General features: G+C 65.5%; 20 protein-coding genes. 7 read left to right on the top strand and 13 right to left on the bottom strand.

Translation table 11 applies throughout. The annotated features are described in order from the left end of the window. Positions 1-230: 230 nt before the first annotated feature. The gene (locus IM689_RS11435; protein WP_193644071.1) at positions 231-1028 is read right to left on the bottom strand and encodes a DUF4352 domain-containing protein; all 798 of its coding nucleotides are present in this window, start codon (positions 1026-1028) and stop codon (positions 231-233) included. Between the two features lie 193 nt (positions 1029-1221). Next, positions 1222-3585: an ATP-binding cassette domain-containing protein gene (locus IM689_RS11430; RefSeq protein WP_193644070.1), complete on the bottom strand. Its 2364-nt coding sequence runs from the start codon at positions 3583-3585 to the stop codon at positions 1222-1224. Positions 3586-3650: 65 nt separating this feature from the next. Between IM689_RS11430 and IM689_RS11425 the strand changes: the two genes are divergently transcribed. The 3 genes from IM689_RS11425 to IM689_RS11415 all read left to right on the top strand — a co-directional run bounded on the left by IM689_RS11425 (position 3651) and on the right by IM689_RS11415 (position 5990). Then, positions 3651-3944 (top strand): YciI family protein, encoded by a 294-nt coding sequence (locus IM689_RS11425; RefSeq protein WP_193644069.1) that lies wholly within the window; start codon positions 3651-3653, stop codon positions 3942-3944. A 67-nt stretch (positions 3945-4011) separates the two neighbouring features. Next, positions 4012-5298, top strand: coding sequence for a sensor histidine kinase (locus IM689_RS15070; RefSeq protein WP_193644068.1), 1287 nt, complete (start codon positions 4012-4014; stop codon positions 5296-5298). A 32-nt stretch (positions 5299-5330) separates the two neighbouring features. Beyond that, on the top strand, positions 5331-5990 hold the full coding sequence (locus IM689_RS11415; RefSeq protein WP_193644067.1) for a response regulator transcription factor: 660 nt from the start codon (positions 5331-5333) through the stop codon (positions 5988-5990). Positions 5991-6007: 17 nt separating this feature from the next. On the opposite strand, the gene IM689_RS11410 is transcribed toward IM689_RS11415, so the two are convergent. The 5 genes from IM689_RS11410 to IM689_RS11390 form a co-directional block, all read right to left on the bottom strand. Beyond that, positions 6008-6961, bottom strand: coding sequence for an aldo/keto reductase (locus IM689_RS11410; RefSeq protein ID WP_193644066.1), 954 nt, complete (start codon positions 6959-6961; stop codon positions 6008-6010). Then, entirely contained in the window at positions 6958-7452 is a 495-nt protein-coding gene (locus IM689_RS11405; protein WP_227484752.1) for a hypothetical protein, read from the bottom strand. The genes IM689_RS11410 and IM689_RS11405 overlap by 4 nt, the downstream gene beginning before the upstream one ends. 60 nt (positions 7453-7512) lie before the next feature. Further along, positions 7513-7938 (bottom strand): thioredoxin, encoded by a 426-nt coding sequence (trxA, locus tag IM689_RS11400; RefSeq protein WP_193644065.1) that lies wholly within the window; start codon positions 7936-7938, stop codon positions 7513-7515. Positions 7939-8127: 189 nt separating this feature from the next. Continuing rightward, a complete protein-coding gene (locus IM689_RS11395; protein ID WP_193644064.1) occupies positions 8128-8496 on the bottom strand; it encodes a hypothetical protein in 369 nt (122 codons plus the stop codon). A 63-nt stretch (positions 8497-8559) separates the two neighbouring features. Further along, positions 8560-9885: an MFS transporter gene (locus IM689_RS11390; RefSeq protein ID WP_193644063.1), complete on the bottom strand. Its 1326-nt coding sequence runs from the start codon at positions 9883-9885 to the stop codon at positions 8560-8562. Between the two features lie 247 nt (positions 9886-10132). On the opposite strand from IM689_RS11390, the gene IM689_RS11385 reads away from it, so the two are divergent. From IM689_RS11385 to IM689_RS11370, 4 genes are read left to right on the top strand one after another with little or no spacing between them, the layout of a single operon-like run. Beyond that, positions 10133-11377: a glycosyltransferase family 4 protein gene (locus IM689_RS11385; RefSeq protein WP_193644062.1), complete on the top strand. Its 1245-nt coding sequence runs from the start codon at positions 10133-10135 to the stop codon at positions 11375-11377. Next, on the top strand, positions 11364-12083 hold the full coding sequence (locus IM689_RS11380) for a class I SAM-dependent methyltransferase (RefSeq protein ID WP_193644061.1): 720 nt from the start codon (positions 11364-11366) through the stop codon (positions 12081-12083). The genes IM689_RS11385 and IM689_RS11380 overlap by 14 nt, the downstream gene beginning before the upstream one ends. Next, the gene (locus IM689_RS11375) at positions 12083-13213 is read left to right on the top strand and encodes a glucosidase family protein (protein ID WP_193644060.1); all 1131 of its coding nucleotides are present in this window, start codon (positions 12083-12085) and stop codon (positions 13211-13213) included. The genes IM689_RS11380 and IM689_RS11375 overlap by 1 nt, the downstream gene beginning before the upstream one ends. Further along, positions 13210-13833 (top strand): class I SAM-dependent methyltransferase, encoded by a 624-nt coding sequence (locus IM689_RS11370; protein WP_227484751.1) that lies wholly within the window; start codon positions 13210-13212, stop codon positions 13831-13833. Before IM689_RS11375 ends, IM689_RS11370 begins: the two co-directional genes overlap by 4 nt. 21 nt (positions 13834-13854) lie before the next feature. Here IM689_RS11370 and IM689_RS11365 read toward each other — a convergent pair whose 3' ends face one another. The 6 genes from IM689_RS11365 to IM689_RS11340 all read right to left on the bottom strand — a co-directional run bounded on the left by IM689_RS11365 (position 13855) and on the right by IM689_RS11340 (position 23301). After that, positions 13855-14715: a CoA transferase gene (locus IM689_RS11365; protein WP_193644059.1), complete on the bottom strand. Its 861-nt coding sequence runs from the start codon at positions 14713-14715 to the stop codon at positions 13855-13857. 88 nt (positions 14716-14803) lie between these two features. After that, positions 14804-15631: an HNH endonuclease gene (locus IM689_RS11360; protein ID WP_193644058.1), complete on the bottom strand. Its 828-nt coding sequence runs from the start codon at positions 15629-15631 to the stop codon at positions 14804-14806. A gap of 258 nt (positions 15632-15889) precedes the next feature. Then, on the bottom strand, positions 15890-16633 hold the full coding sequence (locus tag IM689_RS11355; RefSeq protein ID WP_193644057.1) for a M48 family metallopeptidase: 744 nt from the start codon (positions 16631-16633) through the stop codon (positions 15890-15892). Then, the gene (locus tag IM689_RS11350; RefSeq protein WP_193644056.1) at positions 16620-19703 is read right to left on the bottom strand and encodes a type I restriction endonuclease subunit R; all 3084 of its coding nucleotides are present in this window, start codon (positions 19701-19703) and stop codon (positions 16620-16622) included. Before IM689_RS11350 ends, IM689_RS11355 begins: the two co-directional genes overlap by 14 nt. Next, positions 19700-20869 carry a restriction endonuclease subunit S gene (locus IM689_RS11345; RefSeq protein ID WP_193644055.1) on the bottom strand — a complete coding sequence of 390 codons (1170 nt, stop codon included), beginning with the start codon at positions 20867-20869 and terminating at the stop codon, positions 19700-19702. The genes IM689_RS11350 and IM689_RS11345 overlap by 4 nt, the downstream gene beginning before the upstream one ends. Next, the gene (locus IM689_RS11340) at positions 20866-23301 is read right to left on the bottom strand and encodes a type I restriction-modification system subunit M (RefSeq protein WP_193644054.1); all 2436 of its coding nucleotides are present in this window, start codon (positions 23299-23301) and stop codon (positions 20866-20868) included. Before IM689_RS11340 ends, IM689_RS11345 begins: the two co-directional genes overlap by 4 nt. Positions 23302-23391: the final 90 nt, after the last annotated feature.

The raw sequence follows: 23391 nt of genomic DNA, 5'->3' as shown, positions 1-23391 counted from the left end.
CTCACCTTACCTGTGGAATTCCTCTGAACCGGTGACGTGTGGGGCGCGTCGGACGGCGAAAGGGCGCCACCCGCGAACGGATGGCGCCCCTCCCTCTTCCCCAAGAGCCCTGCCGCATCCCGCTGCGAGCAGGGAGTCGACGGCCGTCGGCCGCGAGAGCGGGCGGGGAAAGAGCGCGAACCGCCGAGCGCGGGTGGCGGTTTCGCCACCCGCGCCTCAGGAGGTCGGCGTCACAAGGACGCCTTAACACCACCGGAGAGGAAGGAGTCGTGCAGTTCGATCTGCGTGAGCTTCGTACCCTTCGGGGCATCGAAGACAAGAATGCCCTTGGCCTGGTTACCGGGGTTGATGTCCGTGAGGAAGAAGTCGTTGTCCCCGTCAAGAGCCAAGCTCGCCGAGGTATCGGTCGAGAACTGCTGGCCAGTAGAGCTGAAGGCCTTCTGGTCCGATTCACTCATCATCTGGGCCCGGTCACCGATGTTCTTCACTGTGACGTAGACATACGTGTACTCGCCCTGGGCCGTCTCCTGAAGGAATTCATTCGATCCGGCAGTCGTCTTACCGCGTTCGACCTTCGTGATGGTGAACTCGAACTTTCCGTCACGCACGGGGGTACCGACGGCCGGGAGTTTGTCGCCCTCGTCCTTCTTCTCCTCGTCCTTCTTCTCGGACTTCTTCTCGTCCGACTTCTTGTCGTCGCTCTTGGCTGCTGAGTCGGACGACGAGTTGTCGGAGCTGGACGCCGAGTCGCTGCCCTTCGACCCGCCACCGGAAGCCGATGCGATGCTACCGATGAGGAACAGAGCGAGAATCGCCGTGAGGATCTTGTGCCGCAGGAACCAGTTCTTCTTCTTGGGCTGCGGTGCCTGCTGCCAGCCGCCCTGGGGCGGGCCCTGCTGGTAGCCGCCCTGCGGCTGGCCGTACTGGCCGTACTGGCCCTGACCCTGCTGACCGGGCTGGCCCTGCCACTGGCCGTTCAGGTGGTTCTGCTGGCTCGCGCCGTTGCCCATGCTGGTGTTGTCGTTCATCTGTGCACTCCGGGGAAGAGGTCGGCGAGATCGCCGAAAGCGGTTGTGAGATGCCGCTTCTGCCCGGGTGTGCCCGGCGGGTTCTCACCCGTTCGAGCCGGTGTTCGGCGGCAGGGAAAGACTCCCGCGCGCCGCACCTGCCGCACATCGCCCGATCGGGCACACTGCCCCTGCCCGATCGGGCATCACCGGCTCAGGAGGCGCCGACGTACTCCGCGAGGTGCTTGCCCGTGAGCGTCGAACGATCTGCGACGAGGTCGGCGGGCGTGCCCTCGAACACGACACAGCCACCGTCGTGGCCGGCGCCCGGGCCGAGGTCGATGATCCAGTCGGCGTGCGCCATGACGGCCTGGTGGTGCTCGATGACGATGACGTTTTTGCCCGCGTCGACGAGGGAGTCGAGCAGCGACAACAACTGCTCGACGTCCGCGAGATGCAGACCCGTGGTCGGCTCGTCGAGGATGTAAGTGCCGCCCTTGTCACCCATGTGCGTGGCGAGCTTGAGACGCTGACGTTCCCCGCCCGAGAGCGTCGTGAGCGGCTGACCGATCTTCACGTAGCCGAGGCCCACGTCGTCGAGGCGTTCGAGGACCTTGACGGCGGCCGGCACCTTCGCGGCGCCGTCGCTCGTCTCGCCCCGGAAGTAGGCAAGGGCGTCGGCGACGGAGAGAGCGAGCACGTCGGCGATGTTCTTGCCACCCAGCTCGTACTCCAGCACCTCGGGCTTGAAGCGCTTGCCCTCGCAGACGTCACACGGCGTCTCGACGGTCTCCATGATGCCGAGGTCGGTGTAGATGACGCCGGCACCCTTGCACGCCTCGCATGCGCCCTCGGAGTTCGCGCTGAACAGGGCCGGCTTGACGCCGCTGGCCTTGGCGAACGCCTTGCGGATCGGGTCGAGCAGGCCCGTGTACGTCGCCGGGTTGGAGCGGCGCGAGCCCTTGATGGCGCTCTGGTCGACGGCGACGACGTCGTCTCGCCCGCCCAGCCCGCCGTGGACGAGGGTCGACTTGCCCGAGCCGGCCACGCCCGTCACGACGACGAGCACACCGGTGGGAACGTCGACGTCGACGTCGCGCAGGTTGTGCGAGTTCGCGCCGCGGATCTCGAGGGCGCCCGTCGCCTTGCGCGTCGCTTCCTTGAGCGTGACGCGATCGTGCAGGTGGCGGCCGGTCAGCGTGTCGGACCCGGCGAGGCCTTCGACGGTGCCCTCGAACATGATGCGGCCACCCTCGCTGCCTGCGCGGGGGCCGAGGTCGACGACGTGGTCGGCGATGGCGATGGTCTCCGGTTTGTGCTCGACGACGAGCACCGTGTTGCCCTTGTCGCGCAGGCGCCGCAGCAGGTCGTTCATGTTCTCGATGTCGTGCGGGTGCAGGCCGACGGTCGGCTCGTCGAACACGTACGTGACGTCGGTGAGCGAGCTTCCGAGGTGGCGGATCATCTTGACGCGCTGCGACTCGCCGCCCGACAGCGTGCCCGAGGGGCGTTCGAGGGAGAGGTAACCCAGACCGATCTGCACGAACGAGTCGAGTGTCTCCGTCAGCCCGTCGAGCAGCGGTGCTACGGACGGCTCGTCGAGGCTCTTCGCCCACTCGGCGACGTCGGTGATCTGCATAACGCACACGTCGGCGATCGAGTACGCGCCGATCTTCGAGGTGCGAGCACCCTCCGTGAGCCTCGTGCCGTCGCACTCGGGGCACGTGCGGAAGACGACGACCCGCTCCACGAACGCGCGGATGTGCGGCTGCATCGCCTCGACGTCCTTGCTCAACATCGACTTCTGGATCTTCGGGATGACACCCTCGTACGTGAGGTTGATGCCCTCGACCTTGATCTTCGTCGGCTCCTGGTGAAGGAGGTTGTCCATCTCCTTCTTGGAGTACTTCTTGAGCGGCTTGTCCATGTCGAAGTAGCCGGAACCGGCGAAGATGCGCCCGTACCAGCCGTCCATCGACATGCCCGGCACGCGCAGCGCGCCCTCGGCGAGCGACTTCTCGGCGTCGAACAGTTCGTCGAGGTCGAAGTCGCTCACGCTGCCGCGGCCCTCGCAGCGCGGGCACATGCCGCCGGTGACGCTGAACTCGCGCTTCTCACGTGTGCCGTCGGCCTTCTTGAGCGAGCCGACGCCGCTCGCCGAGGCGACGTTGAACGAGTACGCGCGCGGCCCGCCGATGCTCGGGGTGGCGAGGCGGCTGAAGAGAATGCGCAGCATCGCGTTGACGTCGGTGACCGTGCCGACCGTCGAGCGCGGGTTCGCGCCGAGACGCTCCTGGTCGACGATGATCGCCGTCGTGAGCCCTTCGAGGAGATCGACGTCGGGGCGCGCGAGCGTCGGCATGAAGCCTTGGACGAACGAGGAGTAGGTCTCGTTGATCATGCGCTGGCTCTCGGCCGCGATCGTCTTGAACACGAGCGAGCTCTTGCCCGAGCCGCTGACGCCGGTGAAGACGGTGAGGCGCCGCTTCGGCAGTTCGACGCTCACGTCCTTGAGGTTGTTCTCCCGCGCGCCTTCGACGCGGATGATCTCGTGGGAGTCGGCGGGGTGGGTGCTCATGGGGCTCCTGCGCTCGGTGCGGACGTACGCAGCATCGTGCCGCACCGCAGGTCTACGGTCACGCCATGACGATCTTCGCGGTGACCTACACGTATGTCGACGACGAGCGGCGCCTCAGCGCGCTGCGTCCGGCCCGTTATGCCTGGTTCCAGGAACTCGAAGCCAGTGGACGCCTGTTGGCCTCCGGCCAGCTGAGCGGTGAGGGCATGCCGCAGGGCCTGTTGCTCCTCGAGGCGGCGGACGCGGGCGAGGCGGCCCGCCTGCTCGACGATGACCCCTTCGAGGTCGAAGGTGTGGTGACGCAGCGACTCATCGGACGCTGGCACGCGACGCTCGGCACGTGGGCCGGACGTTCCTGACACTTCTGCCCGATCGGCGTGCCCGGTCCGACACACGGTGTCGGTGCTCACCCCTAGGGTGTGCGATGTGACACAGCCAACGCTCACCGGCCCGCACGCCGGGCATGCCCCTTCGGGGCAAGGTGCTCGCACGCGCCGCGTGTGGACGAACGTCGGCATCGTCGTCGCCACCGTCGGCTCGGCTGCACTCGCCGCGGGCGCGGCCGACATGCGCCTCTACGACTCGGCACCCGGCCAGCCTGCGGGCAATCTGACGCTGAGCGCCTTTCTCGTCTCCGTCGCGGCGGCGGTGATGCTGTGTTTCCGACTGCGCTCCCCGCGCGCACTGCTCGTCACAGCACTCGTGGCGTGTCTGCCGCCCCTCGTGTTGCCCACCGACAGCTTGCCCGCGCTCATCGGGGCGGCGAGCGTCGTCGTCTGGCACCCGGACGTTCGGGCCCGTTGGGGTGTGCCCGTTCTGGCCGGCGTCGCGACGATCGTGGCCGTGTGGCGCGACACCCGTGGAACGGCGAGTGGCAAGAGCTTCTGGAACAGCTTCGAACACCCGGACGGCAGCGCGGGTACCTGGCCCGCCATGCCGTGGTGGCAGGTGCTCCTCGTGGCAGGCCTGCTCGTCGCGCTCTTCGTCGGCACAGCCCTCCTGCGGCGCAGCCGGGCAGACACCGACGTCCACCGTCACCGCGCGGAGGCGGCCCGAGCCGAGGCCGACGACCTCGGGCGCCGCATCGCCGAGCAAAACGACCGCGAAGCTCTCGCCCGCGAGGTGCACGACGTTCTCGGTCACCGGCTGAGCATCCTGGCCATGCAGGCCAACGCGCTCGAGATCGAGGCACAGGCAGCCGGGGCGCCGGAGGTCGAAGATCGAGCGCGGCAGATCCAACAGGGTGCCGCCGGGTCGATGAACGATCTGCGTTCTCTGCTGTCGATCCTGCGTCACGGGCCGCAGGCCGGCGAGCGCCCGTACGAACTGGCCGACATCGCAACGCTCGTCACCGAGTGCATCGACGCGGGCACCCCCGTCTCGTCGAACGTCTTCGTCGACCAGAGCAAGCCACTCGATCCGGTCGTGTCGCGCAGCGCGTACCGGATCACCACCGAGTTGCTGACGAACGCACGCAAGCACTCCCCCGGAAACCTCGTCCGCCTGAGCATCCACGGCAACCCACGGGACGGGCTCGTCATCTCCACCGAGACTCCGATGGCTCCCGGCGGTTCGGGTACCGGCAGCCAGAGTGGCCTGGCCGGCATCGGACGGCGAGCCAACGATCTCGGTGGCCAGTTCTGGGCCGGGCCGAGCGACGACGGCCGCACCTACACCGCCACGGCGAGGTTGCCCTGGCACCTGCCCCGATGACTCACCACACTCCCGACGCGAAGAGAGCGCCCATGACGAACGCCGAACAACCCATCCGCGTGCTCGCGGTCGATGACGACCCGATGGTGCTCGACCTCGTGCGCGTCATGTTCAAGGGCGCCCCCGACATCGCCCTGGTCGCCACCGCCTCCGACGGCGACGAGGTCATCGACGCCGTCACGGCCTATCACCCGGACGTCGTTCTCATGGACGTGCAGATGCGACGCCTCAACGGCATCGACGCCACCGCCGCGCTGACGAAGCGGCCCCACCCGCCGCGCGTCGTCATCCTCACGACGTTCGACGAGAAGGAGTACGTGCCGCGCGCGATGGACGCGGGAGCGGTGGGCTTCATCCTCAAGTCGGCCGCAAGCAAGGAGCTGTACGACGCTGTTCGTGCAGCGCACGCGGGCGAGAGCCCGATGTCGGCGCGCAGCGCGGGTCACCTGCGCTCGGGCTACCTCGACGGCGGAGGCGAGGGGCGTCGTGAGGCACGTCGCCTGCTTCAAGGGTTGAGCGAGCGGGAGGTCGAGATCGCCCGGCTCGTCGCGGCGGAACGCACGAACCCGGCCATCGCTGCCGAGCTGTTCCTCAGCGAGAGCACGGTCAAGCAACACGTCGCGACGATCCAGCGCAAGCTCGGCGTCGAAGGACGCATCGGCATCGCGATGGTCGTCGTGCGTGCCGAATGACCCGTCGCTCGTGAGGCTCAGCTCGCCGCGTTGAGCTTTGCCATCTCGTCGGGGGTGAGCTGAGGCGCGGCGAGCGCCTCGTCGAGCTGCTCGAGTGAACTGACGCCGACGATCGGTCGCATGCTGGGCTCGCTCTGCACGAGCCAGCTGAGCACGACCTGCCCCGGCTTGGCACCGTGCGCCTCGGCCACCTCGGCGAGAGCTGCGAGACGCGCCGTCGTCCCCGGGTGGTCGTAGACGTCGGGGAACGGGCGGTCGGCGCGGTCGTAACTGCCCTGCACGAGCGGGCTGTAGGCCCAGCACTCCATCTCGGGGTGAGTCTGCAGGTAGTCGATCGTCTCGTCGGTGACGAAGCCGAAGCGGTGGTCCTTGCCCGGCACCTGGGTGTCCGGTCGGGGGCGCACGTAGCTCGTCGTGAGCTGCAGCGCCGTCCACGGTTCGACGCCCTGCTGCTCGGCGAGCATGCGTGCCTGCTCGACACGCCACGTCGGGTGGTTGCTCACGCCGAGACGCCTCGCCGAGCCGTTCGCGTGCAGGGCGCCCATGGCGGCCACGACGTCCGCCAGGGGCGTGGCACGGTCCTCGCCGTGGGCCCAGTAGAGGTCGATCACGTCGACGCCGAGGCGCTCACGGCTGCGTTCGAACTGCGTGGCGATGACCTCGGGCGCAAGGCCCTCCCACTCGGTGAAGTCGCCGGGACGCACGGGCTCCTGGGCCACCTTCGTCGCGATCGCGAGCCCGTCGCGCACCCCGGGGTTGGCCCGGAGCCACGCGCCGAGCGTCGCTTCACTCTGCCCGCCGGCGCCGCTCGGATTCGCCCAGAACGCGTAGCAGTTGGCCGTGTCGAGCACCGTGCCGCCGGCCTCGACGTAGCGGTCCATGAGGGCGAACGAGGTGGCCTCGTCCGTCTTCGTACCGAAGTACATCGTGCCGAGGACGAGGTGAGCTGCGATCGGGGACGACGAAGTCATTGCGCCATCCTGACACGCCTCAGTGACGGTGCGTCCGCTCCACCCAGGCGGCAGGAATACTGAGGTTCCACAGCGAGTCTCCCTCGTCGAGGCGATAGCTGCGCAGTGCCGCCGCGCAACAGACGCAGCGATCCGGCGATCATGACAAACGCGAGCGGCCACTCGAGCAAGCCCGCCGACAGCAGGGATCCGCCACGCTCCGCTGGCGCCGCCGTCATGACGTCGAACCAGGCGTCACACGCGAGCAGGACGCCCGTGGCGAACGACAGCGGCATGACGACCTGCTTGCGTCGCCATCCGCAGTAGGCGGTGAGTGCCATGAGCGCGGCGAGGAAGAGATCGAAACCGACCCACGTGTAGCGCCAGTTGTGCACCTCGTACTGCACGGGCAGCGTGAGGCTGACGTAGAGCACCCACGGCACGAGTGCGACGGCGCCGCCGATCATGAGACCGAGACGCACCGTGCGGATCCGGCCGATGTGGGTGGGCAACAGCTCCCCGATGGGGCGTTGGAGGCGCTCGATGACATCGCGTCGGTAATGACCACGGGGTCAGCCGTTGTTGGCTCCGCAGTTGCAGCCGCCGCAACCGCAGCCGCCGCCGGCCGGGGCTGCACCCTTGGCTTCGGCCTCCATCTGCGCGCGGATGTCGTCCATGGGCAGTTCACGGATCTGACGGATGAGATCGTCGACGGCGTTCGCCGGCAGCACGCCGGAGTTGGAGAAGACCATGAGGCCGTCACGGAACGCCATGAGCGTCGGGATCGACTGGATGTTCGCAGCGGCGGCGAGCTCCTGCTCGGCGTCGGTGTCGACCTTCGCGAAAACGATGTCGTCGTGCTTCTCGCTGGCCGCGTCGAAGACGGGCGCGAACTGACGGCACGGGCCGCACCAGGCCGCCCAGAAGTCGACAAGGACGATGTCGTTCTTTTCGATGGTCTCGGTGAACTTCTCACCGGTGAGGTCAATGGTGGCCACGGGGGCTGCTCCTCGGGAAGATTGTGGGTCGACGTTCATTCAAACATCCGAGCCGCGCTATCCCTTCCCGCCTGCGGTGTGTCGGGTGGCCCACACCCCGCGGGGGCGCTGGGCAGACTTTCCTGCGATCGGGCCGAGTTGAACACTGCCCACGAGCAGGCAGGTCTGCCCAGCTGCGTCGTCGCCGGTTCAGGTGGCGTCGGTTGCCGCCGACTCGTCGTCCAGGTACTCCACCACGGCGCCGATGACGGCGGAGACACCCGCGATGACGAGGCGGAGACGGGCGACACCGCGTTGGTCCAGCCACCCAACGGCCGCGCGATCGAGCGTGACGGCGAGCGACTGGCCGAGCATAAGCGCGCCGCCCGTCAGCGCACCCGCTGCGACCCGCTTGTTCATGGGCTCCTCCCGCAGCAGGTAGGTCGCAGCACCGGCGCCCAGAGCGCCCGGAATCGCGACGTAGGCGACGCGGCCCGCGCCGTGGAGCTTGCCGATCGGCAGGAGTCCGCTGAGGGCGCCGGCTGCGCCCACCGCAGCGCAGCGTGTGAGGTCGGACATCGTCGTCATCCTTCCTGGTGAGACTTCTTCGGCATCGAGGTCGAGTCGACGCCCCTCACCGCATCAACGAGCCGTGGTGTCGGCCGGTTCCTTCACCGCATGCCGGCCGTCCTCGTCGTGGCCCCAGGCCGAACCGAAGTCGCGGTCGAGGTGGCTGAACTCCTTGTTGCGCAGCCCCCACAGGAAGACAGCGAGCGAAACGGCGACGCAGCACAGGAGGTAGACGCGGAAGCCCTTCTCGTTGCCGTTCGAGGCGAACCACGTACCGATGTACGGCGCGGTGCCGCCGAAGAGTGCGTTGGCCAAGCCGTAGCCCAGACCGACGCCCAGGGCTCGGATGCGCGTCGGGAACAGCTCGGCCTTCACGACGGCGTTGACCGACGTGTAGAACCCCACGACGAGCAGGGCGAACAACTGCAGTCCGAACGCCGTGAGCGCGGACTCGACCGAGCGGATCGCGCCGAGCACCGGCCACGTGATGAGCAGGGAACCGACGCCGAAGATGAGCAGCATCGTGCGGCGTCCGATGCGGTCCGACAGCATGCCGTAGAACGGGTGGATGACCATGAAGATCGCCAGGGCGCAGAGATTGACGGTGGCCACGGTGTCGGCGTCGAGGCCGGCCACCTTCTTCATGTAGCTCTGCATGAGCGTCGTGTAGACGTAGAACGAGGTCGTTCCGCCGATCGTCAGGCCGATGACGATGACGAACGGACGCCAGTACTCGCGCAGCAGGACGCCGAGCGATCCCGGCTGCTTGGCCTGGCCCTCGACGGCGGCCGTGGCCGTCTCGTCCATGCCGCGACGCAGCCACAGGACGGCGAGCGCGCCGACGGCTCCGATGAAGAACGGGATGCGCCAACCCCAGTCGTGCATCTGATCCTTCGTCAGGACCTGGAGGAGAAGGACCTGCAACAGTGCGGCGAGCACCTGCCCTCCGACGAGGGTGACGTACTGGAAGCTCGAGTAGAAGCCGCGACGGTTCGGGGTGGCGATCTCCGACATGTACGCCGCCGTGGTGCCGTACTCACCGCCGACGCTGAAGCCACTGATCGCGCGTCCCACCCACAGGAGAACCGTGGCCCAGATACCGATCTGTTCGTACGTCGGCGCCGCGCCGATGAGGAGGGTGCCGAGCGCCATGAGGAGCACCGACGTCGTCAGGGCGGCGCGGCGCCCGCGGCGATCGGCGAAGCGGCCGAAGAACCAGGAGCCGATCGGCCGCATGAGGAAGGTGATGGCGAAGACGGCCCAGGTGTCGAGCATCGCCTGTGTCTCGTCACCCTTCGCGAAGAAGTTGCTCGCGATGTAGGTGGTGAAGACGGCGTAGTTGTAGAAGTCGAACCACTCGATGAGGTTGCCGAGGCTGCCGCGGGCGATGTTGCTCATCACCGAGTTCCTCGGGGCGAGCCCGCTCGGCGTGGCGGGTGCTGACGCTGACGACACGGACGCTCCTTCACATGGGTGACCTGAAAACCATCGAGAGGCTATACGGACGATCGAGTCGACAGTGGTTTGGCGCCCGGTGGGTTTCTCCGGCCCGTCGGAGAATGCCGGCCCTGACATCCGGCTCGGTTGCGGCGCCGTACAGTACGTGCGAAGCCACCCGTCCCCCACGGCCGAAGGACTCGTCACGATGCGCATCGCCCTGTCCTCCTACCGCAGCAAACCGCACAGCGGCGGGCAGGGCATCTACGTGCGCAACCTCAGCCGCGAGCTCGTGGCGCTCGGCCACGAGGTGACGGTGTTCTCCGGCCAGCCCTACCCCGAACTCGACGAGGGCGTGCGCCTCGAGAAGGTGCCGAGCCTCGACCTCTACAACGACGAGAACCCATTCCGCCGCCCCGCGCGCTCGGAGTTCCGTGACGCCCTTGACGTCGCCGAGTTCGCCGGGATGCTCTCGGGCACCTTCCCCGAGCCGCGCACCTTCGGGCGTCGCCTGCGTCGCCTTCTCACACCGCGCGTCCGCGAGTTCGATGTCCTGCACGACAATCAGACCCTCGCGCCCGGCATTCTCGCCATCGAACGCGCCGGGCTGCCGGTCGTCACGACGATCCACCACCCGATCAGCGCCGACCGGCGCCTCGAGATCGCCGATGCGCGCACGCCGTGGCGCAAGTACATGAAGTGGCGCTGGTACTCGTTCGTGCCGATGCAGGCGCGCGTCGCCCGCGCGAGCAGCCGCGTCATCACGGTGAGTGACGGCAGCCGCGACGACATCGTCCGCGAGTTCGGTGTGGACCCGCAGCGCCTCCACGTCGTCCCGGTGGGCGTGGCCGTCGACGTCTTCACGCCGAGGCCGGAGCAGAAGGTGGCGGGGCGACTCACCACGATCACGAGCGCCAACGTTCCGCTCAAGGGTCTCGACGTCCTCCTCGACGCCGTGGCGCAGCTGCCCGCGGAAGCCTGGAGCGAACTCGTCGTCGTCGGCACGGCGAACGGCGCCGCACGACGGCGGCTCGCGCGTCACGGCATCGAGGAGAAGGTCCGCTTCGTCAGCGGCATCAGCGACGAGGAGCTCGCCGAGCTCATCGCGAGCGCCGAGGTCCACGTCGTGCCGAGCCTCTACGAGGGCTTCTCGCTGCCGGCCGTCGAGGCGATGGCATGCGGGACGCCGCTCGTCGCCTCCCGCGTCGGTGCACTGCCGCAGCTCGTCGAAGGCACGCCCGACGACGAGTGCGGTGATGCCGGTCTGCTCGTCGAGCCGGGTGACACGACGGCCCTGGCCGAGGGCATCGAACGCCTTCTCGCGGATACCTCCCTGCGGGACGAATTCGCGATGCACGGGCGCGCCCGTGCGGAATCCACGTACAGTTGGCGGGCCGTCGCCCGCGCCACCGTCCGTGTCTACGAGCAGGAGATCGCCCGTGCTGACCGTTGATTTCGATCGTTTCCCCGTCGAGCCCGGGATGAGTGTGCTCGACGTCGGGTGCGGTCAGGGCCGTCACAGCTACGAGGCCCTGCGCCGCGGCGGCGACGTCACAGCGTTCGACCTCAACGAGGACGACCTCGCCGAGGTCTCCACCATGTTCGGCGCCATGGACGCCGAGGGTCAGGTGCCGGCGTCGGGCGCGTACCGCACCGTGGCCGGGGACGCGCGGCAGATGCCCTTCGACGACGCGAGCTTCGACCGCGTCATCGCCTCCGAGGTGCTCGAGCACATCGTCGACGACGAGAGCGCGATGGCCGAGATCGCGCGTGTGACGAAGCCCGGTGGGCTCGTCGCCGTCACGGTGCCGCGGTACTGGCCGGAGAAGATCTGCTGGATGCTGTCGGCGCCGTACCACGAGGTCGAGGGCGGCCACGTACGCATCAACAAGGGCTCGGACCTGACGAAGCGGCTCGAGCGTCAGGGGCTGGAGGCGTTCGCGACGCATCACGCGCACGCGCTGCACTCGCCGTACTGGTGGCTCAAGTGCGCCGTGGGGGTCGACAACGACACCAACCCCGCCGTCAAGGCGTACCACCGCCTGCTCGTGTGGGACATGATGAAGGCGCCCAAGCTGACGCGCACCGCCGAGAAGGCGCTCAACCCCGTCATGGGCAAGAGCTTCGTCGTCTACCTGCGCAAGCCCGCCCAGGTCTGATGCCCCCCGCCCTCACCGCAGCGCAGATCGCCGAGACCGGCGCGTTTCTCGCCCGGATGCAGGGTGCCGACGGCGCGCTGCCGTGGTTTCCCGGTGGGCAGTGGGACGCGTGGAACCACACCGAGGCGCTCATGGGCCTGACGGTTTCGGGCGTCGTCGTTGACGCGACCGACGAGGTGGAGGGTGAGCGGTTGCTCGCCGCGGCCCGAGCGGGTTTGGACCACTTGGCGCATACCCAGCGTCCCGACGGGTCGTGGCCGATGGAGGTGCGTGATGGCGCCGTCGTCCACGCCGAGAGCGACACGAACCAGTGCGCCTACCCGGCCGTCGGCGTGTGGCACTACGTGCTCGCGACCGGTGACGACGAGGTCGACGCGCGCTACTGGCCGATGGTGCGCGATGCGATCAACCACGTCCTGACGGCGCAGCGTGACGACGGCACGATCGCGTGGGCAATCAACGAGCGCGGCGGCCTGGGCGATCACGCCCTCTTGACGGGCAACGCGAGCATCCTGCAGTCGTTGTGGGCGGCGTGTGCACTGGCGCGGCGTCTGGGTCACGAGCCGGGTGAGTGGCACGAGGCCGCACGCCGGCTTGCTGAGGCGGTGCGGCGCGCGCCCGAGGCCTTCGCCGACCGTGACCGCTTTTCGATGGACTGGTTCTACCCCGTCCTCGGCGGCGCGCTCACGGGTGACGCCGCGTGGGCGCGGCTGGAGGCCGACTGGGCCCGGTTCGTCTGGGTCGGCAAGGGCGTGCGGTGCGTCGACGATCGGCCGTGGGTGACGGGCGGCGAGGGCGCGGAACTCGTCATGGCGTTGTGCTGCCTCGACGGCACACGTCACGAGGCGCGGGCGCGTGAGCAGGCACGCCGCGTACTCGCCGAGATCCAAAGACTGCGTGACGGGAACGGCGCGTACTGGACCGGCTGCGTCGTCGACGACGACGCGATCTGGCCCGAGGAACGCACCGGCTGGACCGCCGGGGCGGTGCTGCTCGCCGCCGACGCCCTCGACGGCCTCACGCCGGCGGCGAACTTCTTCCACGCGATGACGTGGCCCGCAACCGGTGACGCAGCGTCCGCCCCTTCGACCGACTCAGCCCTCCCCCGTTCGATGCAGGAGACACGATGACCCCGCAACTGCCCCAGCACGTGCTCGACGCCTTCGACGCGACGACGGGTTTCATGCCGCTCGACGAAGGCCGTGCGCTCTTCGAGGCGGCCTGCACCGCTCGCCCCGGCGCGTGGTTGGAGATCGGCACGTACTGCGGCAAGTCGACGGTGTTGCTCGCCCAGGCAGCGCGCGAGGTGGGCGGCACGCAGATCGTCACGGTCGATCATCACCACGGCAGCGAGGAGAACCAGCCGGGGTGGGAGTGGCACGACACGTCGATGGTGGATGAGCACTCGGGGTTGCTCGACACGTTGCCGAGTTTCCGGCGCACCTGGGACGACCACGTCCGCGATGTCGTCTCGGCCGTCGTCGCGACGACGGAGCAGGTGGCCGCGTGGTGGAGCACCCCGGTGGAGTTCCTCTTCCTCGACGGCAACCACGTCGAGGAGATGGCGCAGCACGACTACGCGGCGTTCGCGCAGCACGTCACGCCCGGTGGGCTGCTCGCCGTCCACGATGTCTTCCCCGACCCGAATGACGGCGGTCAGGCGCCCTGGCACGTCGTGGAGCGGGCGCTGGCTGAGGGCTTCGAGGAAGTCAGTGTGACCGGCTCGCTGCGGGTGCTCCGACGCGCCTGACGCCCGCGCCCGGTCAGTGGATCAGTGCTGCCCCTTCGACGGTGCCGCGCAGGCTGCGATCGGGATGTCGCGTTCGCGTGCCCATTCCTCCCACTCCGAAGCGGTGCGGGTGGCGAGGGCTGCGCTCAGGGCGCGGGCTGCGTCCGGCCCGTGGGGCAGGTCGAGGGCGTCGCGTAGGCGGGCCCAGAAGTGGCCCTCGAGGGCGGCGACGGCGACCCAGCCGTCGGATGCTCGGTAGAGCGCGTATTGCGGCAGCGAGCCGCCGAGTGGGCCGTCGGGCGTCGTCATGCCGTGACGGGCGGGGGCGGCGAAATCGTAGGCGACGTCGCTGAGGGCAACCTCGCAGTAGCTGCCCGTGCCGGTGCGGGAGCGTTCGACGAGGGCGGCGAGGCCGGCGGAGACGGCGCGTTCGGCGCCGCCGAGGTCGGCCATGAGGACGCGGGGAAGCGACGGCGGGTCGAGGGTTCCGTTGACGGCCTGGTAGGTGAGGTCATGGCCGGCGATCTCGGCTTCGTCGCCGGGGTGCCCGACGATGGCGACGTGCACGAGCCGCGGGTGGGCGGCGTGCAGGGCGTCCCAGCCGAGGCCGAGTTTGGTGAGGGCCGACGGGCGCGACGAGGTGAGCAGGATGTCGGCGTCGGCGAGCAGTTCCGCAACGGCTGCCTTGCCCTCGTCGGACTTGAGGTCGTGCGTGACGATCCCCTGCCCCGCGGTGAGTTCGCGGTAGTAGGCGGGCGCGGCGGCCTCCATGAAGTCACCACTCGGCGGCTCGACCTTCGTCACCCGCGCCCCGAGCCGGACGAAATGCATGGCTGCCGCAGGCCCGGGCAGGTTCGGCGCGAGGCTGACGACGCGGACGCCGCCGAGGGGAGATGTGCTCATGGTTGGGACTCTCTCACGCTCGAGGCGGACGCGGCGCGTGCCGGGCGTGAGTTCGCGGCGCGGACGCCCATGGCGAGGAGCCGTCCGTTCAGGGCAAGGGCGCCACGTCTTCCGCCGTGATGTCTCCCGCCAAGAGGAGTGTCCGTCCGTCCTGGTCCCACTTAAGGAGACCGCTATCCAGCGCTCGGTGATGGTTGGCGCAAAGGAGCAGACCATTCTCCAGGCTTGAGGGGCCGCCGTGCGCGTCCGGAATGATGTGGGCTGCCTCGAGCAGCTTGACCGTTGCGAGCCCGCAGTAGGCGCACTCATGAGGCTGGCTAGCAAGTAGCAGCGTGCGGAAAGCGCTCTGATGGCGTCGCACCGTCCGCAGCGCTCGGGCGTAGCTGGCCGTAACCTCTGTCACCTGTTCGGGCCCCTGCAGGATGGGGCCAGGCAAGCCCGTCAGATCGACGTGGCCCAATTCCGCCAGGTGCCTGTCCCATGCCTCGGCCAACGCCTCCACTTCGTCCTCTCGGACCTTGATCCCGCTGCCTTGAGGGTGCCAGTTCGTCAGGGGCGCAACCACCTTCAACTCGTCCAGGCTCAAGACTTCTTCCCTGGAGAGAAAAGCGTCCCACTCGATGTCCTCGATGTAGTTCTTTCGTCCTTCCGACCCCTCCCATGCGTCGTCTTCGACGATGTCGGGGTCAGTCACCCATCCGCTGGCGATGACGCCTCGGGGCCCCTTGGGGCCCTGCACGAGCAGGTAGAGACGATCCCCCACCGCCAGGCCGCCTGTCCTCGACCCGGACGACCAACGACTCATCTCCAAGGCCCCTCCCCGGCGGAAGGCCTCCGCCTGTGCTGGGAGGAATTCGTGGTCGTAGGCGCCCTCGGGCCACAGAGAAGGGTTACAGGTGAGGATGAAAGCGCTCATAGTGAAACTCCATTCATGACAAGGGCGGGGAGCCCTTGCTCGCGAAACGCACATGTCTCCGCAACGATCTCACCAGAGCGGCGTTCCTCCATCCAGAATCAAGAAAAGCGCCCTCCCATTGGATCGGCCGGGTGACGCGCGAACCTCACCAGAGAATGCTGAGATCTGACTGGATGCACTTCGAACTCAATCTGTCGACTGAACCGATCATGCAGAAGTCCCCGCCTCACCCAGGCAGCATCCTTGTCGCTTGGATACTTAACTCGCGCTCCGTTCCTCCGCAGACCACTCCTCTGCCGCAAGCGGCTCAGCGTTCAGTTGGTCTCGGCGAATCCGCCAGTCCGGCATTACGGAGTCCATCAGCTTGATGAACCGCGCGCCGTGTCCCCTTTCGAGGTAGTGGGTCATCTCATGGACGACGATGTACTCAAGGCAGTCCGGATGCTTCTTGGCCAGCTCAGTGTTGAAGCAAATGTGTCGGGTTTCTCGATTGCACGATCCCCACTTGGTCTTCATCCGACGGATTGTCCACTTCGGGACGGACAGACCGAGCTTGCCTTCCCACCGAGCAATAACGACAGGGAGCACGTGGCGGAGCTGCTCTCGGTACCAGCCGTCAAGCGCCTTGCGAAGGGAGGTGCTGTCGCGCCCCGGCGGCGTGTAGAGCACAAGGCGGTCACCGTCGACCTCGAAATGAGTACGCCCGGGACGGTCGACGATTTTGAGGCGGTATCGGCTCCCCCAAAGATAGTGAGACTCCCCAGTGACCATCTCGCGCTCGGACTGCCGTTCGGCGTTCTTGAACTGCTGCCGCTGCTGCCTGATCCACGGCAACCGCTTGATGACAGCCAAGCGTACGGCATCGTCGTCGAAGCGATTGGGGGCGGCTACTCGTACACGACCTAGTGGCGGGTAGACACCGATGTGCAGGTTCTTGATGTCTTTGTAGATGACATCGATGTCGATCCCGCGGATTGTCATGTAGGCGTTAGCGGTACTCATCCCGTGCCTTCACGAGCTCGAACAGTTCGTCGAAAAGGTCGAAGCCGCCGGGGAGCACTTGAGCGATGGCGCGCCGCACGACCTTCTCCTTCATTGGGTTGCCGACCCAGTTATGCGGCTTCGATGTCCTTACGGCGGTATCCACCATGATCGGGTGTGACGGATCAGCGAAGTTGAAATCGACCAGGGCCCGCTGCGCACCGTCGTGCACCCACTCCGGGTACACAACGTCAGATTCCTTGCTACCGAGTTGCTTCGCTGCGTCGAGCAGTGAGGCCAAGTACTCCTTGTAGTCGATCGCGGCCTGACGGCGATCCTCAATGATCGAGTCGAGCAGGGCACTCATCTTGTCGTAGTACGCAGGATTAGTGGCGTGCTCGTCGATCATCACCTTGCGCATGTTGTTCACGATCGTCTCGGCGACAGCCTCCGGCTCCTTCACGATGCCGGGCGGCAACGTCGGGATGGCACCTGCGCCGAGCTTCACGATGAGGTCGACCAACCCGGCGTTCTCAAACTCGGATAGAACCTCGGAATCGTCGGCCTGGATATACGTATCGAGCAGGTGGCGCATACCGGCCTCATACTGTTTGAAGTCCACATCCTCGCCAGCGCCAAGCTTGACCTCTGCTCGGACAGCAACCAGGTGAGCAACCTCTAGCCTGATTCCTTCAGCCTCCACTGCCGAGTACCCAGCCTCGCTCATCTCGTTGGCCAGGTTCGCGTAACTACGAACGAGCGCAGAGACGCCCTTATAGAACGCCACACGCTTCTGCTCGTTCTTCTTCAGCAGATCACCGTCTCCGTCAATGGTGGCGAAGTGGCGCAAATAGTCGACAGTGTTCTTTGGCCTTGGCACCGGTTCGACGAGAGCACGAACGGCCTCCAGCGCCTCATCAAGGTCCTGACGAGCCTTCTTGACGCGATCAGACAAAAGGCCTTCAACGTCCTTCTTCTCGTAGCCATCCAAGGCGCCGGAGGTGTAGTCCGTTATAGCGCCTTCGAGCGACTTGAACAGATCCTGGTAGTCGACGATGTAGCCGTAGTCCTTGTCGCCCCCGTCAAGTCGGTTGACGCGGCAGATGGCTTGGAACAGCCCGTGGTCGCGCATCTTCTTGTCGATGTAGAGGTAGGTGGCGCTCGGTGCATCGAAGCCGGTCAGCAGCTTGTCGACCACGATCAGCAGGCGCATCCGGCCCGGGTTCTTGACGAACTGCTTCTTGACCGCCTTCTCGAACTCCTCGACTCGGGTGACGGCGACGTCTTCGGGTTGGTCGAAGTAGTCGGCCAGCATCTTGCGGTAGGTGTCGTATTGGCGGACCTTCTCGGTCTTACCCTCGCCGGAATTTTCCTTGGAGATGTCGCTGGCGTTCGGCGCGTAGCTGGTGACGATGGCGCACTTGCCCTTGAAGCCACTGGCCACGAACAGGTCGTAGAACTTGCACGCTTGGTAGATGCTGGAGCCGACCAGCATGGCGTTGCCGCGCCCGTTCATCAGGCGGGGCTTGGTTTCCATGTCGAGCAGGATGTCGTCGACGATCTGCTTGGCTCGCGGCTCACTGGAAACGACCTTCTGCATCGTGCCCCAGCGCTTCTTGAGATCGGCCTTGCTGAGGTCGGTCATGCCCTTGGTCTTGATGTCAAACCACTGGTCGACCTTCTTCGGGCTGGTCAGGTGCTGGTCGATGGTGCGGGCTTCGTAGCGCAGATCGAGCACGACGCCGTCCGCGACCGCTTCGTCGAACTTGTAGGTGTGGATGAACGAGCCGAACGTCTCGATGCTGGTGGCCTTGTCGGCCTTGAGGAGCGGCGTACCGGTGAAGCCGATGAACATGGCACCCGGGAGCAGCTGCTTCATGGCGGTGTGCATCTTGCCGGACTGGGTGCGGTGGGCTTCGTCGACGAAGACGAACAGGTTGCCCTTGGCCGAGAAGTCCTTCGGGATCGAGGCGCTCAGTTCCTTGATGAAGTCACCCGCCGCCTCGTCCTGGTTCTTGTCACTGTCGGCTGCTCGGAACTTGTGAACGAGTGAGCAGATGAGCCACTCCTGGCTCTTGTTGAGCGCGTCGATCAGGTCGGCGCCGCTCTTGGTGCGATAAATCTGCTCGTTGACACCCTTGAAGACGCCCTCGATCTGCTCGTCGAGTTCCGTGCGGTCGGTGATCAGCAGGACCCTCGCATCGTCCTGATGTTCGCGGATCCACTTGGCCAGCCAGACCATGGTCAGGCTCTTGCCCGACCCCTGGGTGTGCCAGATGATGCCGCCCTCGCGCTTGGCGATTCGCTCCTGAGCGGCTGTCACACCGAAGAACTGGTTGTGCCGAGCCGTCTTGCGCACGCCAGCGTCGAAGACGGTGAAGTCGTGGATCAATTCGAGAAAGCGAGCCTTGTTACACAGTTGCAGCAGCGCGCGGTCAAGAGGACCAGCGACGTCGGACGGTTCCTTCCACGCCAGCCAGTACTTCTCAGGCGTGTCGATGACCCCGTAGCGCAGACCCTCGACGTCGTTGCCAGCGAAGACCAGCTGCACCGTCGAAAAGAACGGCCGGATGAACTGCTTGTCTTGGTTGCCGAGCGTCTGTCGGATGCCTTCGGAGACACCGACATACGAGCGCTTGAGCTCGATGGTGGCGAAGGCGATGCCATTGACGTAGAGCACGACGTCGGGCCGCTTGGTGTGCTGTCCGAGCACCGTGACTTCCTCGGCGACAACGAAGTGATTGGCGTTCGAATCGGTCCAGTCGATGAGCCAGACCGTCACCGTTGGGTCGCTGACGCTCGGCTTCACCTTGACGCCGTAACGCAGCAGTTCGTATACCTCGCGGTTTGCCTCATACAGGTCGTGCCCGGTACTGACGGCGGCGGCCTTCTTGAGTTGGTCGATGGCGCGAGAGACCAGGAGGTCGGAGTAGCCGCGCGCCTTGAGGTTCTGGGTGAGTAGGGTCTCCTCGATGTTCGAGTTGCCCTGGCGGTACTCCCAGTTGCCATGGTTGTCGTACCCGAGCTGCTCGGCGAACAGCTTGATGACGCGGTCCTGTGTCTTGCGCTCGATCTGGCCGACGTCACTCATGATGCCTCCACGGGTAGGCGAACGCGGCCGGTCAGGAGTTGTTGCATCATGCCGGTCTTGATGGCACGCGCCTTGGCGAGGCGGCCACGAAGTGAATAAAGTTCCTTATCGGCATCGTCAAGTACATCCGCGACCGCTTCACGCTCTTTCACGTCTGTTGGCCATTTGATCGTAAAGGAACGAACTTCGGTCGAGTTTACGGCCGTGAAAGTGCTGCCCTGTTCATAGACCGCCCACGCAGGCTCGGCATGTACCATCGCATGGAAGATGAAGCGGTTGTCACCATTTGCGCCTAGCGCACAAACACCCCGACCGAGACAACTACGTTTCGACGCTATTGCCGTATAACCGACGGGCGCGCGAACCGTCAGTAGGACGTCGTTCGCCTCGCAAGTCTTAGTTGGGGCGGTCGTCCAGATCCGGTCGAAAGTAATTCGATCTCGAATGTCCGCGTTGCCTTGAATGAGGGGCAACCCGTGAGCATCCGAATTATACGTGGATCCGGCGGGCGATTGGCCCATAGTTACAGTTGCGACGGATCCGAGAGTTCGCATCGACCAGTCATCTTCGAACCCTGGCAGGCGGGTGCGGCCGGTCAGGAGTTGCTGCACCATGCCCTGCTTGATCGCCTGTTTCTTGGCGATGAGGCGCTCTAGGGTGGCGATCAGGTCATCGGCATCCTGGAGCGCTTTTCCAATTCGACGCTGTTCCTCTTTGGGAGGTAGTGGCAGCGGCATTAGAACGAACTTCTCGCGCGGAAGGTGAGCGATGCTTGTCTGCGTAACAAAATCAGAGAAGGCGCCAATTGACGACCAATACTGAAGTAAAGCCAGCATCAGGCGAGCGTCATAGCCCCTCTTCGCACGCAACCGATGGAGTGCCTTCTGGTAGTAGCACTCGGACAATTCGTTTCGCCAGATTGCACCTCTGCCGACATCGCCACCTTCACACACTAGAAGGTCGCCCGCCTGCAAGCGGTAGCGCTGCAAGTCCGAACGAGTCATCGGCACGATACCTCCAGCTGAGACATCAACCCGTCCCCACTGAACAGCCCGATTCCCAATGTATGGCTTTGGGACGCCAACATTCTTGGCTGCGTCGAGCATCTTTCCAAGCTGCACGTCGAATTGCTCGCCTACAGTCGATGTAGCCCAGATAGCGGTCATACCTCAACTCCCATGCTTGCAAGATGATCTGTGACCTTAGCTTCGAGGTCGTGAACTTCAGCGTCGAGGTCCTCGACGGTTGCCATATAGCGTTCACCGAGCTGCTGGATCCGCGCAACGAGGTCGAGTGTCAGCGCATCAACCTCTCCTGCCGCACGGCGAGCAATGGTCCTCTGCCACTTATCGTCGAGTACCAGCGTCTTGACGTCGTCTGCATCCAGGTCGGCGTACCTCCTGAGCGTGGCGGGGTCGAGCTCCGCTTGTGAATCCTTTGCCTTCTTCTTGGCGGCTGCCTCCGCGTTGTAGAGCTTGAGCGCATGTTGCAACGCCTTCACCTCGTCGGGATCAGAGCCATCAGCCTTGGCAATCTTGAGATGGTCGGTGACGAGCTTCTTCGAGATATTGTCGTCGTCCATTGCATCAGCGAGCAGCCCATCTTCGACGGCGTTCTCCTCGGTGTACTCGTCGACGGCGCGTGTGGCCTCGTCGGCCGCGGCATTGAGATCGTCCACCTTGGCCTGCTCATCGGCAAAGTAGCGCGCCACGACTAGCGCTGGTGGCACGAGATCCACCTTGTACTTCTTGGCGTTCTTGCCGGTGCCGATAGTCAGGTCAGGCTCCTCGGCGAGCTTCCGTTCTTTGTCGGTGATGGCCAGCCGCGGCTTGGCGGCGTCGAGCCACCCGTCGCTCATGATCAGCGAGACGTCATCGTGCATCGTCTGGTGCCAGTAGCTCATGAGTTGCTGGTACACGGCGTACTCGTCGAGCAGCGCCACCGGCTTGAACCGCTTGAGCAGGTCATCGCCGAGAGTGGTGATGAGGTCGTTCGGCACGGTGACAGCGTCGATGGTTTCGAGTGCGTCACGGTGTGCCTCGAACCACTGCACGACGTGGCCGCGTGCCTTGTCCTTGAAGTTCTTGAACTCTGCCGAGTCGAGGATGGCCTGCTGCACATGGGTGACTTCGAGCTTGAGGTCGGAATAGCCGGGGCGGTTGGCGACAAATAGCTGGTCGCGCAGCGATGGGAAGGCGTCCCAGTAGGCGCTGAGCAGGTCAAGGTCGTGGTTCGGGATGCCACCGTGGATGTGGGCGTTGAGGTCCTGCAGGTCTTCGGGTTCGGATGAGTCGATGTAGCGCGGTATGTTGAGGTTGTAGTCGTTCTTGGAATCGGCGATCTCGGCCATCGGCACCATGCGCGAGAAGCGGTCGATCTCGGTCTGCTTGTTGAAAACATCGACGATCTTGTGGATGTCTCGGTCGCGCAACCGGCTCTTATTGCCCTCCTTTATGAATCCATTGGATGCGTCGATCATGAATACGCCGGTACGGGCCTGGGCGTTCTCCTTGTCGAGCACGACGATGCACGCGGGGATGGTAGTGCCGTAGAACAGGTTGGCCGGCAGTCCGATGATGCCTTTGATGAAGCCCTGCTTGAGCAGCTTGGTGCGGATGGTGGCCTCGGCGTAACCGCGGAACAAGACGCCGTGCGGCAGGATGATCGCCGCCTTGCCACGTGACTTCAGCGAGGTAAGGGCGTGCAGGAGGAACGCGTAGTCACCGTTCTTTTCTGGGGGAGTGCCGTACTCAAATCGTCCGTACTCAAGATCAAGCCCGTGACGCCATGACTTCACCGAGAACGGCGGGTTCATGACGATGTAGTCGAAGGTGTCGAGTTGGTTGCCGTGGGTGAACTGCGGGCTGGTGAGTGTATCGCCCTTCTGGATGTCAGCGATCTCGTTGCCGTGCAGGATCATGTTCATCTTGGACAGCGCCCAGGTGGCGTTGTCTTTCTCTTGGCCGTAGATGGTCATGCCGCGCGGCGCTTCAGCTGCGGCCTTGAGCAGCAGGGAGCCCGAGCCACAGGCCGGGTCGTAGACCGTTTCGTCTTGCTTGGTCTCCTTGTTGATACCGACAACCTTGGCAAGGATGCGCGACACCTCAGCTGGCGTGTAGAACTGCCCCTTGCTCTTGCCCGACTCGGTGGCGAAGTGGCGCATCAGGTACTCGTAGGCGTCACCGAGTAGGTCGTCGCCCTCGGCGCGCGAACCGCGGAAGTCGAGGTCGGCGAAGATCGTCACCAGCTTGGACAGCCGGTCGACCATCTCCTTGCCATTGCCGAGCTTTTCGGGAGCGTTGAAGTCGGCCTGGTCGATGACGTTGCGCAGGTTGTTGGCCTCGGCGAGCTTGCCGATGATCTTGTTGAACCTGTCGCCGATCTCAGCGTCGCCCTTGGCGGCGAGCATGTCGTCGAACGATCCGCCCGCGGGCACCTCGATGAGGCTATCGTTGTCAACCTTTGCCTTATCCGACACGTACTTTACGAACAGCAGTGTCAGGATGTAGTCCTTGTACTGACTACCGTCCATGCCGCCGCGAAGCTCATCGCAAGACTTCCACAGAGAGCTGTAGAGGTCTGACTTTTTTAGCGGCACGATTCGACTTCCTTCACTGGATCCTGCGAACTCGTAGGAGAACTACGGTCCATCAACTTTGGAATTGTTCTTGGTGCTACGGCTACCACG

This window comes from Dermacoccus barathri, assembly GCF_015070805.1.
Classification (GTDB): domain Bacteria; phylum Actinomycetota; class Actinomycetes; order Actinomycetales; family Dermatophilaceae; genus Dermacoccus; species Dermacoccus abyssi.
The sequence above is the reverse complement of the archived record's forward strand: the minus strand, read 5'-3'. Positions and strand labels throughout refer to the sequence as shown.